Annotated in this window: 14 protein-coding genes; 6 read left to right on the forward strand and 8 right to left on the reverse strand. The window is 66.5% G+C overall.

Annotation, left to right across the window (positions count from 1 at the left end):
* The first annotated feature begins 8 nt into the window (after positions 1 to 8).
* Positions 9 to 3,623 (forward strand): hypothetical protein, encoded by a 3,615-nt coding sequence (locus ACTJI4_RS01525; RefSeq protein ID WP_440868327.1) that lies wholly within the window; start codon positions 9 to 11, stop codon positions 3,621 to 3,623.
* 395 nt (positions 3,624 to 4,018) lie between these two features.
* Positions 4,019 to 4,894 carry an RNA polymerase sigma factor RpoH gene (gene rpoH, locus ACTJI4_RS01530; protein ID WP_392922850.1) on the forward strand — a complete coding sequence of 292 codons (876 nt, stop codon included), beginning with the start codon at positions 4,019 to 4,021 and terminating at the stop codon, positions 4,892 to 4,894.
* A gap of 123 nt (positions 4,895 to 5,017) precedes the next feature.
* Here the strand turns inward: rpoH and purD are convergent, their stop codons facing one another.
* From purD to prmA, 5 genes are all read right to left on the reverse strand, one after another.
* Positions 5,018 to 6,304: a phosphoribosylamine--glycine ligase gene (gene purD, locus ACTJI4_RS01535; RefSeq protein WP_392922853.1), complete on the reverse strand. Its 1,287-nt coding sequence runs from the start codon at positions 6,302 to 6,304 to the stop codon at positions 5,018 to 5,020.
* Between the two features lie 63 nt (positions 6,305 to 6,367).
* Entirely contained in the window at positions 6,368 to 7,951 is a 1,584-nt protein-coding gene (gene purH, locus ACTJI4_RS01540) for a bifunctional phosphoribosylaminoimidazolecarboxamide formyltransferase/IMP cyclohydrolase (RefSeq protein WP_440868328.1), read from the reverse strand.
* Positions 7,952 to 8,066: 115 nt separating this feature from the next.
* On the reverse strand, positions 8,067 to 8,342 hold the full coding sequence (fis, locus tag ACTJI4_RS01545) for a DNA-binding transcriptional regulator Fis (RefSeq protein WP_392922859.1): 276 nt from the start codon (positions 8,340 to 8,342) through the stop codon (positions 8,067 to 8,069).
* Between the two features lie 112 nt (positions 8,343 to 8,454).
* Positions 8,455 to 9,240 (reverse strand): DUF3426 domain-containing protein, encoded by a 786-nt coding sequence (locus ACTJI4_RS01550; protein ID WP_440868329.1) that lies wholly within the window; start codon positions 9,238 to 9,240, stop codon positions 8,455 to 8,457.
* A 29-nt stretch (positions 9,241 to 9,269) separates the two neighbouring features.
* A complete protein-coding gene (prmA, locus tag ACTJI4_RS01555) occupies positions 9,270 to 10,190 on the reverse strand; it encodes a 50S ribosomal protein L11 methyltransferase (protein ID WP_392922864.1) in 921 nt (306 codons plus the stop codon).
* A gap of 170 nt (positions 10,191 to 10,360) precedes the next feature.
* Between prmA and ACTJI4_RS01560 the strand changes: the two genes are divergently transcribed.
* The 3 genes from ACTJI4_RS01560 (at position 10,361) to ACTJI4_RS01570 (ending at position 14,047) form a co-directional block, all read left to right on the forward strand.
* The gene (locus ACTJI4_RS01560) at positions 10,361 to 11,320 is read left to right on the forward strand and encodes a hypothetical protein (RefSeq protein WP_392922866.1); all 960 of its coding nucleotides are present in this window, start codon (positions 10,361 to 10,363) and stop codon (positions 11,318 to 11,320) included.
* Positions 11,317 to 11,688, forward strand: a complete 372-nt coding sequence (locus ACTJI4_RS01565) for a hypothetical protein (RefSeq protein WP_392922869.1) — start codon at positions 11,317 to 11,319, stop codon at positions 11,686 to 11,688. Before ACTJI4_RS01560 ends, ACTJI4_RS01565 begins: the two co-directional genes overlap by 4 nt.
* Positions 11,689 to 11,881: 193 nt before the next feature.
* Positions 11,882 to 14,047: a hypothetical protein gene (locus tag ACTJI4_RS01570; RefSeq protein ID WP_440868330.1), complete on the forward strand. Its 2,166-nt coding sequence runs from the start codon at positions 11,882 to 11,884 to the stop codon at positions 14,045 to 14,047.
* Positions 14,048 to 14,187: 140 nt separating this feature from the next.
* Here the strand turns inward: ACTJI4_RS01570 and accC are convergent, their stop codons facing one another.
* The 3 genes from accC to aroQ all read right to left on the reverse strand — a co-directional run bounded on the left by accC (position 14,188) and on the right by aroQ (position 16,561).
* On the reverse strand, positions 14,188 to 15,555 hold the full coding sequence (accC, locus tag ACTJI4_RS01575; RefSeq protein ID WP_440868331.1) for an acetyl-CoA carboxylase biotin carboxylase subunit: 1,368 nt from the start codon (positions 15,553 to 15,555) through the stop codon (positions 14,188 to 14,190).
* A gap of 10 nt (positions 15,556 to 15,565) precedes the next feature.
* Entirely contained in the window at positions 15,566 to 16,054 is a 489-nt protein-coding gene (accB, locus tag ACTJI4_RS01580; protein WP_392922877.1) for an acetyl-CoA carboxylase biotin carboxyl carrier protein, read from the reverse strand.
* Positions 16,055 to 16,117: 63 nt separating this feature from the next.
* The gene (aroQ, locus tag ACTJI4_RS01585) at positions 16,118 to 16,561 is read right to left on the reverse strand and encodes a type II 3-dehydroquinate dehydratase (protein ID WP_392922879.1); all 444 of its coding nucleotides are present in this window, start codon (positions 16,559 to 16,561) and stop codon (positions 16,118 to 16,120) included.
* Positions 16,562 to 16,847: 286 nt separating this feature from the next.
* On the opposite strand from aroQ, the gene ACTJI4_RS01590 reads away from it, so the two are divergent.
* On the forward strand, positions 16,848 to 17,450 hold the full coding sequence (locus ACTJI4_RS01590) for an NAD(P)H-dependent oxidoreductase (RefSeq protein WP_440868332.1): 603 nt from the start codon (positions 16,848 to 16,850) through the stop codon (positions 17,448 to 17,450).
* Positions 17,451 to 17,458: the final 8 nt, after the last annotated feature.

The following is a 17,458-nucleotide window of genomic DNA, read 5'->3' on the forward strand; positions in this document are numbered from 1 at the left end:
AGATGCCCATGATCAACAAGACCTCACTCAGCCCCTTGGTGCTCCTGCTGGTGCTGTGGCTGCCGACCAGCCACGCGCAGGCCCCGCAACCCGTGCCGGAGGTGCCCACCACGCTGTGCGGCGTGGATGGCTGCCGCCAGGGCAACGACCTGCTGCTGCAGGTGCACCCGGCGGCGGATGCGCCATCCGATCCGACGGCGCCCGGCGCGTTCGTGCCGGCGCCCAATGGCGCCTCGGCCACCGAGCTGCCCGACGGCGCGGTGGTGTGGGCCACCGAAGACCCGGCACTGTCGGCGCCGGTGCTCAACGTACAGACCGGTTCGATGGCCCCGTTCGAGAACGGGCGCCTGACCAAACCGCTGCGCTTCCATGGCTACAACAACTACGCTTCGTTCATCGAACGACTGGAAGTGGTGATCTATCGCGGCAGCGACACCGACCTCGTCACGCCGTTGGCGCGCATCGAAATGCCGGTCGATTACGTGGGCAATACCGAATGGGATGGCCAGCTGCCGGAAAACCTGAACCTGCGCGTCGGCGACGACCTGCAGTACATAGCCCGCGCGTACGGCCGTGATGGCTCCTTCGATGAAACCAACGCCCAGCGCTTCCAGCTGGTGCTGCCCACCGATTACGAACGTGGCACCCAGCTGGTGCGTGACAACGTGCAGCGCACCCTCGGCCGCGTGCTCGACGGCGACGATGCACAGGCCCAGCAGCTGAGCAATGCGATCTATGGCCAGAACGCGCTGCGCCAGCAGAACATCCCGATCTACGGTTCGCGGGTGCGCATCTACGGGCGTGGCCTGAGCCCCAACGCACGGGTGCTGATCAATGGCCAGAGCTTCCCGGTGGACCTCGAGCAGAAGTTCGCCGCCGAGTTCCTGGAGCCGATCGGCCAGCACCGCTATTTGGTGCAGGTGGAAGCGATGGATGCGCCCACCCTGACCCGCACGCTGGACGTGGAGGTCACCGGCAGCTACCGGTTCCTGGTGGCACTGGCCGACGTAACGTTGTCGAGCAACACCGCCAGCGGCAACCTGGACCCGCTGGCTGCCGACCGCGACCAGGACGACAGCTTCCTCAGCGAAGGCCGGCTGGCGTTCTACCTGAAGAGCAAGCTTCGTGGCAAATACCTGGTCACTGCCCAGGCCGACACCTACGACCGCGAACTGAAGCGGCTGTTCGACGGCTTCCTGGATGCCGATGCGCGCGATGTGTTCCGCCGGCTGGACCCGGACCAGTACTACCCGGTCTACGGTGATGACTCCACCACGTATCGCGACGTCGATACGCAGGGCAGGTTGTACGTGCGCGTGGACTGGGACCAGAACCAGGCGCTGTGGGGCAACTTCGCCACCGGCTTCACCGGTACCGAGTACGGCCAGTACGTGCGTTCGTTGTATGGCGCGGCAGTGAGCTGGCGCTCGCGCGCGACCACGCCGCTGGGCGATCCACGCTCGCTGCTGAAGGCGTTTGGATCCGAAGCGCAGTCCGCGCTGGGCCACAGCGAGTTCCTCGGCACCGGCGGCAGCCTGTACTACCTGCGCCACACCGACCTGCTGCCCGGCTCGGAGCAGGTGGTGCTGGAGGTGCGCGACCGCACCACCGGCCGCACCGAAGTGCGCACCAACCTGCAGCGGGGCGTGGATTACGAGATCAACGAGATCCAGGGCCGACTGTTCCTGACCCGCGCGCTGTCGCAGATCACCCGTGAGAACGTGCGCACGTTGACCCGGGATACCCCGCTGGACGGCTACGACCAGCTGCTGCTGGTGGATTACGAGTACATCCCGGTGGGCTTCAGCACCGACGATGTCAGCGCCGGCCTGCGCGGCAAGCAATGGCTGGGCGACCATGTGGCGATCGGCGGCACCTACGTCGATGAAAACCGCAGTGGCGACGACTACAGCCTGATGGGCGCCGACCTCACCCTGCAGGCCGGGCGTGGCACCTACCTCAAGCTGGAGCAGACCCGTACCGAAGCCACTGCGGCGCCGATCTTCTATTCGGACAACGGCGGCCTGAGCTTCATCCAGCGCAATCCGGTCAGCGGTGACCGCAAGGGCGATGCCCGCGCGGTGGAAGCGCGCGCCAACCTGCGCGAGCTGGGCTGGACCAGGCAGGACTGGAGCATGGGTGCCTGGTGGCGCGACGTGGATGCCGGCTTCTCGGTTTCGCGCATGGACAGCGGGCTGGCGCTGGAAGAATACGGCGCAGAGTTCCTGGGGTACTTCACCGACAACCTGAGCCTGTACGGCCGGCACAGCCGCGCCGAACGCGGTGAGGTGGCGGTGGAGCAGTCTCAGCTCACGATGGACTGGCGGCTGGGCAACGATGGCCAGCTCGGTGCCGAACTGCGCCGGGTACGCGAGGAAAACGCCGGTACCGATGTGGACGGCACGCTGGCGGCGCTGAGCTACCGGCAGCGCTTCGGTGCCAAGTGGGAGCTGTACGGAGTAGGGCAGCTGACCGTGGATGACGACAGCGGCGCCTACGAGAAGAACGACCTGGCCACACTGGGCGCACGCTACCTGTTCGGCAACCGCTCCAGCCTGGGCGCGGAAGTGAGCAGCGGCAGTCGAGGCGATGGCGCGAAGCTGGAGGGCGAATACTGGATGACGCCCGAGCACAGCTTCTACGGCAACTACAGCTACAGCACCGACCGCACCACCACCGACCCGCTGTATGACACCGGGCTGCAGTCGGGCTGGACGCTGGGCCAGCGCTGGCGCCTGAGCAACCAGGTCAACGTGTTCAACGAAAGCCAGTACCTCAAGGACCGCCGCGACGACAGTGCCGGCCTGGTGCACACCTTCGGCATGGACTTCTACCCCGCGCAGGGCTGGACGCTGGGCTTCAGCGTGATGGATGGCGAGCTAGATGCCACCACCGGGCGGGTTGACCGCCGCGCGTACAGCGTCAACGGCGGGCGGACCGATGCGAACACCCAGTGGGCCAGCAAGCTGGAGTACCGCCGCGATGAAGGCGCTGAAGACCGCCGCCAGTGGGTGACCACCAACCGTCTGCTGTACAAGGTCAACGAGGACTGGCGCATCGCGTTGCGCGCCAACTACGCCGACACCGACGACAGGCGCAACCCGCTCGCTGACGCCAAGCTGGTGGAATCCAACCTGGGGTTCGCCTGGCGCCCGCACGACAACACGCGCTGGGCGGCGTTCGGCAAGTACACCTATCTGTACGACGTGGCGTCGCTGGGCCAGGAAGGCGGCAACGTGTATGACCAGAAATCGCAGATCGTCTCGTTCGAAGGCGTCATGCAGGTCAGTGACCGTTGGGAGCTGGCCGGCAAGCTGGCCGGGCGTTGGGGCGACTATCGCACCGGGCGCGGCGAGGGCGAATGGCTGGACAGCCGGGTGAATTTCTCGGCACTGCAGCTGCGCTACCGGCTGTTCTCCCAGTGGGAAGCCCTTGCCGAGTATCGCTGGCTGGATGTGCGCGAGGGCGGCGACAAGAAGGGCTGGCTGGTGGGCGTGGATCGCCAGGTCGGGCAGAACTTCAAGATCGGCGCCGGGTACAACTTCACCGAGTTCAGTGATGACCTGACCGAGCTGCGGTATGAGGCGAAGGGGTTTTTCTTGAGTCTGTCGGGATATTACTAAGCGTCGGTGGGTTCTGGCCTGCCACCCATGGGGTGGCACTACCGGGCGTTGCGGCTTCGGCTGTCGGCTTCGGTGGTTCCGGTGCCGTGCATCGGCTTGGGGGGCTTTTGGGGGCGTTCAGGCGTTGGCGGGTGCCGGCGCTGAATGCCTGGCAACGTTTTCATCCTGAATGGGTGTCTTTTGGTGGGATTGTCCTGCCCAAAACGACGTGCTTGTGACGTTTTTGCCTATATCCCATTGATTTAAAATGGAAACTGACGCGGCGCGGCCCACTCGCAACTGTCACCATTTCGCGGTACGTTAGGGGCCTGATCTGCGCCAGCGTTTCACTCACGGAACGCTGGAACTTTTTGAACTGTCAGCAGTCCAAATACGGGACTGATAAGATGACCCCTATGAGCCAGAACATGTCTACTGCCCTTGTGGCAAACAATCTTCCGATTCCCAGTGCGCTCGGTTCGCTGGACGCCTACATCGGCGCCGTGCACCAGATCCCGGTGCTGACGGTCGATGACGAGCAGGACCTGGCCCGCCGCTTCCGCGACGAGCAGGACCTGGACGCCGCGCGCGAGCTGGTCCATTCCCACCTGCGCTTCGTGGTGCACGTGGCCCGTGGCTACAACGGCTACGGCCTGCAGCTGGGCGACCTGATCCAGGAAGGCAACATCGGCCTGATGAAGGCCGTGAAGCGCTTCGACCCGGACATGGGCGTTCGCCTCGTGTCGTTCGCGGTGCACTGGATCCGTGCCGAAATGCACGAGTTCATCCTGAAGAACTGGCGCATCGTCAAGGTCGCCACGACCAAGGCGCAGCGCAAGCTGTTCTTCAACCTGCGCAAGTCCAAGACCCGCCTGGGCTGGTTGAACGCGGCGGAGGTGACCGCGGTCGCCAAGGACCTCAACGTGTCCGAACGCGAAGTGCTGGAAATGGAATCGCGCCTGTCCGGCCGCGATGTCGGTTTCGATGCGCCCAGCGATGACGACAACGAGCATGCGCCGCCGTCGCCGGCTGCGTTCCTGGTCGCCAACGACGAAGATCCGTCGATGGCCTATGAGCGTGCCGACAGCGAAGACAACCAGCTGCAGCTGCTGCGCGAAGGCCTGGCCGAGCTTGACGCACGCTCGCGCGACATCATCCGTCGCCGCTGGCTGGACGCCGACAGCAAGGTCACGCTGCAGGAGCTGGCCGATGAGTACGGTGTGTCCGCCGAACGCATCCGCCAGGTCGAAGCGAACGCGCTGAAGAAGATGAAGGCGCTGTTCACCGCGTAATGCGGCGTCCAACGCAGTACACAGAAAACCCGGCGTTGCCGGGTTTTTTGTTGCTTCGAGCGTGCCCACCAACGGTGGGCACCTGCCGGGTAGCGCCCGACCGTTGGCCGGGCGCCGCGGCGATCATGCCCGCTCGCGGGCGATCGCGCGCCAGCCGATGTCGTTGCGGTGGAACTCGTTGTCCCACGACACCTTCGCCACGCCGGCATACGCATTGGCCTGCGCGTCGCCCACGCTGTCGCCCAGCGCGGCCACGCACAGCACACGGCCGCCGGCGCTGAGCACCTGGCCCTGCGCGTCCAGCGTGGTGCCGGCATGGAACACCTTGGCCGTGGACGGCACCTGGTCCAGGCCGTGGATGACGTCACCGGTGATCGGCGCCTCCGGGTACGGCGAGGCCGCCATCACCACGCCCAGGGAAGGACGCGGATCCCACTGCGCCTGCACCGTGTCCAGGCGTGCATCGATTGCCGCTTCCACCAGCTCCACCAGGTCCGACTGCAGGCGCAGCATCACCGGCTGGGTTTCCGGGTCGCCGAAGCGCACGTTGAATTCAATTACTTTCGGCGCGCCGCTGGCATCGATCATCAGTCCGGCATAGAGAAAGCCGGTGAACGGGATGCCATCGGCGATCATGCCCTGCACGGTGGGATTCACCACCTCGCGCATCACCCGTGCATGCACTTCATCGGTGACCACAGGCGCGGGCGAATACGCTCCCATGCCGCCGGTGTTCGGGCCGGTATCGCCGTCGCCCACCCGCTTGTGGTCCTGTGAGGTGGCCATCGGCAGCGCCGTGGTGCCATCGACCATCGAGATGAAGCTGGCTTCCTCGCCATCCAGGAACTCCTCGATCACCACGCGCGCGCCGGCATCGCCGAACGCATTGCCCGACAGCATGTCGCGCACCGCGTCTTCGGCCTCCTGCTGCGTCATCGCCACGATCACGCCCTTGCCGGCGGCCAGGCCATCGGCCTTCACCACGATCGGTGCGCCCTTCTCGCGGATGTAGGCCAGCGCCGCGTCCACCTCGGTGTGCACCGCGTAGAACGCGGTGGGGATGTTGTGGCGGGCCAGGAAGTCCTTGGCATACGCCTTGCTGCCCTCCAACTGTGCCGCTGCGGCGGTGGGCCCGAAGATGCGATGGCCAGCAGCGCGGAAGCGATCCACCACGCCAGCCACCAGCGGCACTTCCGGGCCGACCACGGTCAGCCCGACGCCTTCGGCCTGCACCAGCGCCAGCAGCCCGTCGAGGTCGGTGACCTTGACCGGCACGTTGCGGCAGCCGGCCTCGGTGGCGGTGCCCGCATTGCCCGGTGCAACCAGCACCTCGGTGACACGGGACGACTGGGCCAGCTTCCAGGCCAGGGCATGTTCACGGCCGCCGGAGCCGATGACGAGGATCTTCAAGGCAGTTCTCGCAACAAAGGGGAAGAAAAAAGGGGCCCGGCAAGCACCGGACCCCTGTGATGATCAATGACGGAAGTGACGCACGCCGGTAAACACCATCGCCAGGCCGTGTTCGTCGGCCGCGGCAATCACTTCCGCGTCGCGCATGGAGCCACCCGGCTGGATCACCGCCTTGATCCCGGCGGCCGCAGCGGCGTCGATGCCGTCGCGGAACGGGAAGAACGCGTCGGATGCCATCACCGAACCTTCAACCACCAGGTTCGCGTCGGCCGCCTTGATGCCGGCGATGCGGGCCGAGTACACGCGGCTCATCTGGCCGGCGCCGACGCCGATGGTGCGGTTGTCCCTGGCGTAGACGATCGCGTTGGACTTCACGAACTTGGCCACGCTCCAGGCGAACAGCAGGTCGGTGAACTGCTTTTCGGTCGGGGCCAGCCTGCTGACCACGGTCAGTTCGTCACGGCGCATGCCCCGGTTGTCCGCGCTCTTCACCAGCAGGCCCGAGCCAATCCGCTTGGTGTCGTAATGGTTGCGGCCTTCGCCGTGCGGAATGCGCAGCACACGCACGTTCGCCTTCTTCTGCGCGTACTCCAGCGCGGCCGGTTCGTAATCCGGAGCGATCAGCACTTCCACGAACTGGCGGTCCAGGATCACCTTGGCGGTAGCAGCGTCCAGCGGCGTGTTGAACGCGATGATGCCGCCGAAGGCGCTGGTCGGGTCGGTGGCGTAGGCCAGCTCGTAGGCATCGCCGTTACCGGCGCCCACGGCTACGCCGCAGGGGTTGGCGTGCTTGACGATCACGCAGGCCGGCGCGTCGAACTGGCGCACGCATTCCCATGCGGCATCGGCATCGGCCAGGTTGTTGTAACTCAGTTCCTTGCCCTGCAGCTGCTGGAACGTGGCCAGCGTGCCGGCCACCGGCGACAGGTCGCGGTAGAACGCGCCGGCCTGGTGCGGGTTCTCGCCGTAGCGCAGGTCCATGACCTTGACGAAGCTGGAGTTCATCTGCGCCGGGAACTCGGTGCGCAGCGGCACGGCCGCCTCGGTGGCGGTCACCGCCGACAGGTAGTTGCTGATCGCCGCGTCGTACTGCGCTACGCGGTTGAACGCGGCCACCGACAATGCGAAACGCTTGGCGGCAGACAGCTTGCCATCATTGGCATCAAGCTCGGCCAGCAGCTCGGCGTACTGCGACGGATCGGTGGCCACCGCAACCCGGGCGAAGTTCTTCGCAGCAGAACGCAGCATGGCCGGGCCGCCGATATCGATGTTCTCCACTGCATCGGCCAGCGTGCAGTCCGGATTGGCGGTGACGCGCTCGAACGGGTACAGGTTCAGCACCAGCAGGTCGATCGCCGCAATGCCATGTTCGGCCATCACCGCCTCATCCTGGCCGGCCCGGCCCAGCAGGCCACCGTGCACCAGCGGGTGCAGGGTCTTGACCCGGCCATCCATCATTTCCGGGAAGCCGGTGACATCGGCCACATCCCTGACCGCCAGGCCTGCGTCGCGGATGGACTTGGCGGTACCGCCGGTGGACAGCAGCTCGACATTGCGCGCGGCCAGGGCGCGGGCCAGGTCGATCAGACCGGTCTTGTCGGAAACGGAAAGCAGGGCCCGGCGCACGGGCAGCAGATCGGAACTCATGGGGGCAGGAGATCGAAGCGGAGCGGGCCCGTATTGTAGGCCGTAAATGCCCGCCACCGGACCGTGGCCAACGTCCGGCAGGTACCCCCGCCGGCGGGCCCACCTCAGCCAGGCATCACGTAGTGATGCCGTATTCCTTCAACTTCTTGCGCAGGGTGGCGCGGTGGATGCCCAGCATCGACGCCGCGCGGCTCTGGTTGCCTTCGCAGTGGTTGAGCACTTCCACGAACAGCGGGATTTCCATTTCACGCAGGACGATCTCGTACACGTCATCCGCATCGCAGCCGTCCAGGTCGCGCAGGTAACGCCGGACCGACTGGGCCACGTGTTCGCGCAGCGGTGGCTTGGGCGCGCCACGACTAGTGTCAGGACGAGAAAGGACAGCGTTCAAGAAGGATCCCGGTGCGAAGCCAGGGCGGACCACAACCCTGGCGGAAAATTTGGAGGGGGTCAGTCTAGCGCGTGCGTGGCCGGGCCGCCACGCTCGTGGGCAGGACGCCGGGTTACAGGAACTCGAAGGTGAATGCGACGGTGGACGCGGCAGGTTCGCGGACCCGGAATGCTATCTGCGCGCTCTGGCCCGGTTCCAGTACCGCAGCGGCATCAACCGTAGGGTCCAGGTAGTCGCGAGGTGCGAACACGCGGGTACCGATCACGCGGCCATCGGCGTCGGACAGCGACAGCCGCAGCGATGGCCAGGCTTGCGCCCAGCGGGCATCGTTGCGGAAGCTGGCCTGTACCTGCAGCGCGCCGGGCTGACCGGGTACCGGCCGCACATCGCGGCTGATCATGCTGAAGGCGGCCGGCTCCCGCCAGGCCGGCAGGCTGCAGCGCAGCACGCTGCACAGGCCGCTGATCCATGGCCGGCTGCCGGCATCGGCGGCCAGGCGCGCGCGGTCGGCAAGCGCGATCTGCAAGGACAACAGCACCACAAGCCCGGTCACCAGGCCCCATTGCCAGCGCGGCGCAGGCGCTGCCGCCTGCGGCGTGCGCATGAAGCTGGGCGCTGACGTCGCCGACAGCGGGGCCGCGTTCCTGCTGGCGAGCCGCCGGAAGGCTTCATCGTCGTCGGCCACCACGGCTGCGTCATCATTGCCGACCGCCGTGCGATCGTGCGGGATGTCCGCGTCGGCCCGGCCGGTGTCCCGCGCTTCCTCGCCAGCGTGATCGTCCGGCACCGTGTCGTCCGGCGCTGCTACCGGCGGTGGGTCGACCGCAGGCGGGGCATCGGTGGATGCACGCAGAAACGTCGCCAGCGGGCGGCGAGGGGGCGGGGTGGGCTCGGTCATCGCGTCAGGGCCGGGCGGAGGTGGTTCATTCAAGCACGGCGCACGCCGGTGATGCGCATCCAGTCGTCGTCACGCGCAACTTCAAGCTGCTCGAACCACGGTGCGTAACGCACCAGCAGTTCGTCTTCCTGCCCATGCAGGATGCCCGACAGCGCAATCCGGCCCCCCGGCGCCACGCGCGCGGCCAGCAGCTCGGCCAGCGCATCCAGCGCCGAAGCCAGGATGTTGGCCACTACCACCGGGTAGGTGGCCTGCGGTTCGTCGGCTGGCAGGTACACCTGCATGCGCTCCTGCAGCGCGTTGCGCTCGGCGTTGTCGCCCGTGGCGAGTACCGCCTGCGGGTCGTTGTCCACGCCCACTGCCTTGGCCGCGCCAAGCTTGAGCGCGGCCAGTGCCAGGATGCCCGAGCCGCAGCCGAAATCCAGCACGGTCTGCCCGGCCAGCGCGCCTTCGGCGGCCAGGGCGTCCAGCCAGCGCAGGCACAGCGCGGTGGTGGGGTGGGTGCCCGAACCGAACGCCAGGCCCGGGTCCAGCCGTACGATGGCGGCATCGGCGGCCTGTGCGGCCTCGGGCAGCTCATGGTTCCACGGCACGATCCAGGTGCGGTCGCCGAACGCCATCGGCTGGAACTGGTCGAGCCAGGCGCGCTCCCAATCTTCGTCCTCCACCGCGCGGAAACTGGCATTGCTCCATTCAAGGCCCGGGTCGAACGCCTCGAGCGCCGCCAGCAGTGCCAGCGCATTGGTGTCGGCCGGGAACAGGGCGCTGAGCACCAGATCGTTCCACAGCGGGGTTTCGCCCACGCCCGGTTCCAGGATGGCGCGCTCGTTGCTGGTGTCGGCATCGGCGTCGAGCAGGGTCACCGCCAGCGCGCCCACGTCGTCCAGCGCATTTTCATAGCGCGGCTGGGTGGCTTCGGTGCAGCGAAGGGTGAGTTCCAGGAACGGCATGGGCGGTAGGGACCTGCGGAAAACGGTGAATGCTAGACCATTGAGGGGGCTCGCGGTGACGCCCGTCTCATAAGTCGGTGAGAAGCGACGCGACGGGGTGTTCAGACAACAGGTTACGCCATTGCTAAACTCCGCATCCTGCTGTCTGTCTCCTTCGAACTGGTCCCGCCATGGCCCTCGCGCCCACGCTCAAAACCTGGCTGCTGGTGGTGCCGGCCTTGGCTTTGCTGGGGATGGTGGGTTACCGCGCGGGTGGCCGCGCGCTGCAGGCCGACCATGGATCGGCTGCGGTCAGCGAACTGCAGGTAGGTGCAACATCGGCCGCGCCGCTTCAGGCCCAGCAGTTGGCGCGCCGGTTGCTGGCCAGCGAGCGCAGCACGGCGGTGCCGTCGGGATTGCCGCTGGACATCCGCGCCGATATCGAAGGGGACACCGACCTGTTTGCCTACGCGCAGCGCCTCCGCCTGCAGGCCGCCAACGGCAATGCCGAGGCAGGCTGGATGGTCAGCCGCGTGTACGACTACTGCGCCATCTATGCGATGGACCCGGGCGGCTACCAGCTCGACAACAACGTGCTCACCGGGCTGGGCATGAACGCATCCTCACCGATGGTGCAGGCGCGCGAGCGCGTTGCACGCCGCTGCGCGGGTTTTGTCTCCAGCGACGGCCTGGGTCGTTCGTTGATTCTCACCCAACGCGTGCTGGCCGCACGCGCGGGCAACCTGGCGGCTGAAGCGGCGTTGTTCGCCGATGGCCAGCCGCTCCAGGACAGTCCCGAGTACCGCCGTGACCTCGTGGAGCGGGTGATGGACTCGCGTGATCCGGAAGCCTACATGGCCATTTCCACCGCGATGGGCCAACGCGCCAGCGGTGATGGCGCGCTGCAGGGCCTGGTAGCCGGCGATCAGTTCAGCGAACTGGCGTGGCGCCTGGCGGCGTGCGAGCTGGGCATGGCCTGTGGGCCGGACAGCGTGCTGATGAACAATTTCTGCGCGAACGGAGGGATCTGTTCGCAGGACGGTGGGCAGGACTTCGCCACTTTCGTGTATGACGCTGCGGTTTCGCGGCAAGGTGCGGGGAAAATGAAAACGTTGGTTGAGCAGTTGATCAAGCGGAGTAACCGGTCATGAATTACCGTCGATTCCTGCATGGCGCCAAGTTCTGGTTCTGGGTGGCGTTGTTCGTGGCTTACTCGGCCGGTGCCGTGGGCCTGGTCATGATCGACACCTACGATGACCGCTACCGGAAGTTGTCGAAGGTGACGCTGACCTCGGTGAAGACACAGGAAGACGTGCGCCGCGCCGGTGCCAGCCAGGTGGCCGCGGTGTACCGCGCGCAGAGCGGCATGCCGTTCGCCTCGTTGCCGGCGGGCAGCACCTTCCAGGTGGTCTGGCCGGACGGCTCGACCGAAACCATGGTGATCGTCGACCCGACGTCGTCGCTGGGCGTGGCACCGGTCAAGGACACCCAGATCACGGCGGCCGACGCCCGCCGTTGATGCAGGCGCCTGGCACCCCGGCGCCGGGGATGCCGCATCTGGTGATGCTGCCGGGGCTGGGCCCGCGCACAGGTCGCTGCTGACTACCACGATGCGCCACGCCTATCGCAGGCGGGTTTTCATTAGGCATCTTCGCTTGGACAGCGCGGGGCTGTTCCGATTTCATCGGGCACGCCTTTCCAGCGAGTTGCCCATGCCCACTACCGCCGAAGCGCATTGGCACGCCGCCGGTCGCTTCCACGCCCGTACCACCCCTGTCGCCGCTCCGTTGCCGCACCCGGTGGACCCCGTCGCCATCCGCCGTGTTGAAACGCCCATGCAGGCGCTGGCGGCGGTGCTGACGGTGATCAATGCCGCAGGATTGCCCCTGAGCACCGCGCGGCCGCTGCCCGCGCGCCCGCCCGACTGCATTCCGGTGGCTGTCTCGCCGACCCTGCCGGGCGTGCTGCACGGCGTGGCCGGTTTGCTGCGCAGCCCGGTAACCGAGCTGTTCAGTGATACGCGCACTGCCTGGCTGCGCCATGAAGGGGTCCGTTGCGCGCCGCCACTGGGCACCGGCACCCGGGCGCTGCTGCAGGTAGCGGATGCGATTTCCACCGTTGCCGAAGCCGCCGTACTGGGCGGGCGGAGTGTGCTTGGCATGCAGGAAGCGGCGGTCGTACTCGATGCAGGCGCCGACGTGCTCGAACATCGCCCACTCGGTCGAAACGAACTGACCAACGCAGTGATGGCGCTGGGCGGCCTGCATGAATTCGAACCCGGCGCACGCGGAGGACCGGACACTGAGGAGCTCTTGCCCGCCGCCCCGTCATCGCGTGGCTCCGGCGAGAATGAAGCGCCACCGGCGCTGCCGCGGCGGACCGGCATGACGATCCGCCAGACCACCGCCGAGCTGCACCACGGTCGTATCCAGGTGCGGTTTGAGGGGGCTGAACGCGACCTCACCATCAGTGAGGGCCGGATGCAGGTGCTCACCGACCGTGGCGCCGTCGATGTGGTGTTCGATACCGGCGATTGGCAGTGGAAACGCGCACCGGCCGCACGGCCGGCAGCGTCCGGGGCGAGTCGCCCGGGCAGCTCCATCCCGTTGTTCGATCACGTGGCCGGGCATGTGCATCAGCAGGCGGCGATGGAACATGCCCGGCTGCGCCTGGACCTGCTGGGGCCCGACGGCATCCTGTACTACACCGATCCGGCGACGGAGCTGGCGGGCAACGCCGTATGCGTGGATGGGCGCTATTACGCCGCCACGCTGACCGAGGGCCTGGGCCTGCGCATCGGTGCGCTGGAACTGGTCAAGCGCGACGGTGTGTACCAGCTGCGCGAGCAGGCCCCCCGACCCGTCCGCACACTGCGCTGCCGCCGCGCACCGGGCGACGCCTGCGCCGCGCTGCCGCCGGAGTTCTCGCCGGAGCTGTCCCGTCGACTGGAGGCCCATCATGGGCAGGCGCTGGGCGAGCACCAGGCGCGTCTCCGGGGAATTGTGCCCGACGCGGGGCGGCCGGGCTGGTATATGAGCCGCCGGGGCAACCGCCTGCGCCACTACCTGCGGTTCAACGAACGCTACTTCCGCGTGCGCCTGCGTCAGGTGGACGAGCACACCCAGCGCATTTCGGTGTATCTCCCGCGCGGGCGGGGTGCCGGTCGCCTGCCTCACCGGGCCCAACCGGCGCATCGCATTGCCGACATCCGCCAGGCAATCCCCGTACAGGAGCATCGCTTCATGACCCAGGCCGAGTTCAATGTGGAATATCGCGGCATGCCCAGCCTGGAAGCGGCGCAGGTGTACGAAAGCGCCGTGGCGCAGAACGGGCAGCTGCGGTTGAGTCAGCTGCAGCGTGCCGCCATCCACAGCTATCTCACCTGGCGCCGCCGTTCCATGGACGATTACCTGCAGTACGGGAGCCTGCAGCCGGTGTTCCGGGATTCGGAGCAGGTCGTGGCGCGCATCAACCGTGGCTTGGCGCGTATTCCGCCGCATGCTGGCCGGGTGTACAGCGCGCTGGCGCTGGATGCAGCGCAGTTCGCCGGGTTGCAGGAAGGCCAGACGCTTTACACCCGTACCTTCCTGGTAGCCAGCGGTGACCGTGGACGCGCCGTCCATGCCGCCGCAGCAGCCAGCAGCAATAACATCCAGGGGGCCACTACCCTGGTAAGCCTGCTGATGCACCAGCATGCCCACCCCACCGGTCTGATCTCGCTACAGGATGAAGCGCAGGTCATGATCGGCAACAACGTGCTGTTCAAGGTCACCGCCAAGGCAGCTGGCGAGCTGCACCTGGAAGAGCTGGGCGCCGCACGGCAGGCCATGGGCACACTTGGCGCGCAGCCGCTGCTGGCCAACCCGCTGCGCGATTGAACAACGCGTTGCCGGCTGGCGCCGCCCGTTGGTTGGCCGACGTACAGCGGTATCACCCACCCACAACGAGCCACGCAGAGCGCCGGAAAGCAGAAAGGCGGGCAATGCCCGCCTCCCCGTTCAACCCACCACCGAACAGATCAGGTCAACGCGATCGACTTGTTCTTGCGCTCGGCCAAGCGCTTTTCCAGGTAGTGGATGTTCTGCCCACCGGCCTGGAAGCCCTTGTCGCGCATGATCCGCTGCTGCAGTGCCACGTTGGTCTTGATCCCGTCCACCACCATCTCGCTCAGCGCCACCCGCATGCGCGCGATGGCGGTTTCACGATCCGGTCCGTGCACGATCAGCTTGCCGATCATCGAGTCGTAATTCGACGGCACCCGGTAGCCGGAATAGATGTGCGTATCCACGCGCACGCCCGGACCGCCCGGGGGGTGGAACGCGGTGATCTGACCCGGGCTCGGCACGAAGGTTTCGGCATCTTCGGCGTTGATGCGGCACTCGATCGCATGGCCGGTGAGCACCACATCGCTTTGCTTGATGCTGAGCTTTTGGCCGGCGGCGATCTTCAGCTGCTCCACCACCAGGTCGATACCGGTCACCATTTCGGTGACCGGGTGCTCCACCTGGATGCGGGTGTTCATTTCGATGAAATAGAAGCGGCCGTCTTCGTACAGGAACTCGAAGGTGCCCGCACCGCGATACCCGATCCGCACGCACGCCTCGGTGCAGACCCTGCCGATTTCTTCGCGCTGTTCGGCGCTGATGCCCGGTGCCGGCGCTTCCTCCACTACCTTCTGGTGGCGGCGCTGCATGGAGCAGTCACGCTCGCCCAGGTGGATGGCGTTGCCCTGGCCATCGGCCAGCACCTGGATTTCCACGTGGCGCGGATTCTCCAGGAACTTCTCCATGTAGACCTCACCATTGCCGAACGCGGCCTTGGCCTCGCTCTTGGTGGTTTCAATGGAGGTCTTCAGCGACGCCTCGGCATGCACCACGCGCATGCCGCGCCCGCCGCCGCCGCCGGCCGCCTTGATGATGACCGGATAGCCGATCTCACGCGCGATCTTGGTGTTGGCCACGATGTCCTCGCCCAGCGGCCCGCCCGAACCGGGCACGCACGGCACGCCGGCGGCCTTCATCGCGCGGATCGCTTCCACCTTGTCACCCATCATGCGGATGGTGTCGGCCTTGGGGCCGATGAAGATGAAGCCGGACTCCTCCACGCGCTCGGCAAAATCGGCATTTTCCGAAAGGAAGCCGTAACCCGGGTGGATGGCCTGGGCATCGGTGACTTCCGCCGCCGCGATCAGCGCCGGAATATTGAGGTAACTTTGCGGCGACGGCGCCGGACCAATGCAGACCGACTCGTCGGCCATGGCCACGTGCTTGAGGTTGCGGTCGACCGTGGAATGCACGGCCACCGTGCGGATGCCCAGGGTGTGGCACGCGCGCAGGATGCGCAGCGCGATCTCCCCTCGGTTGGCGATAACGACTTTGTCGAGCATGGACGGATCCTTAGCCGATCACGAACAGCGGCTGGTCAAATTCGACCGGAAGGCCGTTTTCGGCCAGGATGGCCACGATGGTGCCGGACGCATCGGCTTCGATCGGGTTGAACATCTTCATCGCTTCGATGATCGCCAGCGTTTCGCCGGCCTTGACCTGCTGGCCGATGCTGACGAAGGCCGGCTTGTCCGGCGCGGACGAGGTGTAGAACGTGCCGACCATCGGCGAGCGCAGCACGTGGCCTTCAGGCAGCGAAGCAGCCGGCTTGGCGGTACCGCCGGTGGAGGCTTCGGTCGGCGACTGCATCGGCATCGCCTGCGCGACCGGCTGGGCCGGTGCCGGGGCCATCATCATCTGCGGCTGGGCCTGCACCATGCCGTAGCCCGACACCGGGGCGCGCGACAGGCGGACGGATTCTTCGCCTTCCTTGATTTCGATTTCGGCCAGGTTCGACTCTTCCAACAGGTCGATCAGTTTCTTGATTTTGCGGAGATCCATAGGGGCCTCTGGTGTTTGATGTCAGTGTGGTGGGAAGCGCGGAGCGCTCGGGTCAATGGGGTGTCAGGTGGCGGCCAGCCGCACCAGCGCCGCGTCCATCGCGTAGCGGTAGCTGTCGGCGCCAAAGCCGCAGATCACGCCGACCGCCTTGTCGCTGAAGTAGCTGTGCTGGCGGAACGGTTCGCGGGCATGCGGGTTGGACAGGTGGATTTCGATGAACGGCACGTCCACCGCCGCCAGCGCATCGCGCAGGGCGACCGAGGTGTGGGTGAACGCGGCCGGGTTGATCAGGATGAAGGTGGTACCGTCGGTACGGGCAGCCTGCACCCGGTCCACCAGCACGTGCTCGGCGTTGGACTGCAGGCTTTCCACCACGTGCCCGGCGCCCTGCGCCTGGGCCAGCAGGGCCTGGTCGATCTGCGCCAGCGTGGTGTGCCCATATACGCCCGGCTCGCGCGTACCGAGCAGGTTGAGGTTGGGGCCATGCAGGACCAGCAGTTTCGCCATGGAAGCCAAGCAACAGGAAAGGGCGGAGTCTGGCGGAACCGGTGGATCGTGTCCAGTTCGGCGAAGTTACGGTTGTTTCAATCGATCGTTTGAATGTGCGGCGTACCGCTTGGGACGCAGGGGATGGCGCATCTCGACGGCCGCTGAACCGCGCGCTGAGGTCGGGTGAAGTCCAAGGCGCGTCACCATGCAGGGGTAATGCAACTCCAGCGTTCCGTCCATGGCACTGGTGATCCGAAAGGCCGATGTTACTTTTAGTAGGTAACGTCTTCCAAGGATCTTTTCCATGCACAGCCTGATCGTAGTAGCCCACCCCGAACCCGCTTCGCTCACCCGCGCGGTGGCCCACCGCATCGGCGATGCCATCCTCGCCGCCAGCAGGGGCAACACCATCGAGATTGCCGATCTGTCGGCGGAGGGCTTCGACCCCCGATTCAACTCGGCCGACAATGCCCTGTTCCGCCAGACGGGGGCGGCACCCGCCGACGTAGCGGCCGAACACGCCCGCATCGATCGCGCCGATGCGCTGGTGCTGGTCTACCCGTTGTACTGGTGGTCGTTCCCGGCGCTGCTCAAGGGCTGGATCGACCGGGTGTTCACCCAGGGCTGGGCCTATGCATACGGTGAAGACGGCAAGGTAGCCAAGAAGCTGCAGCGCCTGCAGGTGCATCTGGTCGGCCTTGGCGGCGCGGATGCCGGCATGATCGAGCGACGCGGCTACGGTTCCGCCATGAAGACCCAGATCGACATGGGCATCTTCGACTACTGCGGCGCGCGCGTGCAGTCGTCCACCCTGATGCTTGAATCAGACAGCGGCGCCGCCGAGGCCCATCTGCGTACGGCCGCCGGCATCGGTCGTACCATTGGAGCTTCTGCTGCTGCTGCCTGACGTCCTGC

This window comes from Stenotrophomonas sp. 22385 (assembly GCF_052045085.1).
Classification (GTDB): Bacteria; Pseudomonadota; Gammaproteobacteria; order Xanthomonadales; family Xanthomonadaceae; genus Stenotrophomonas.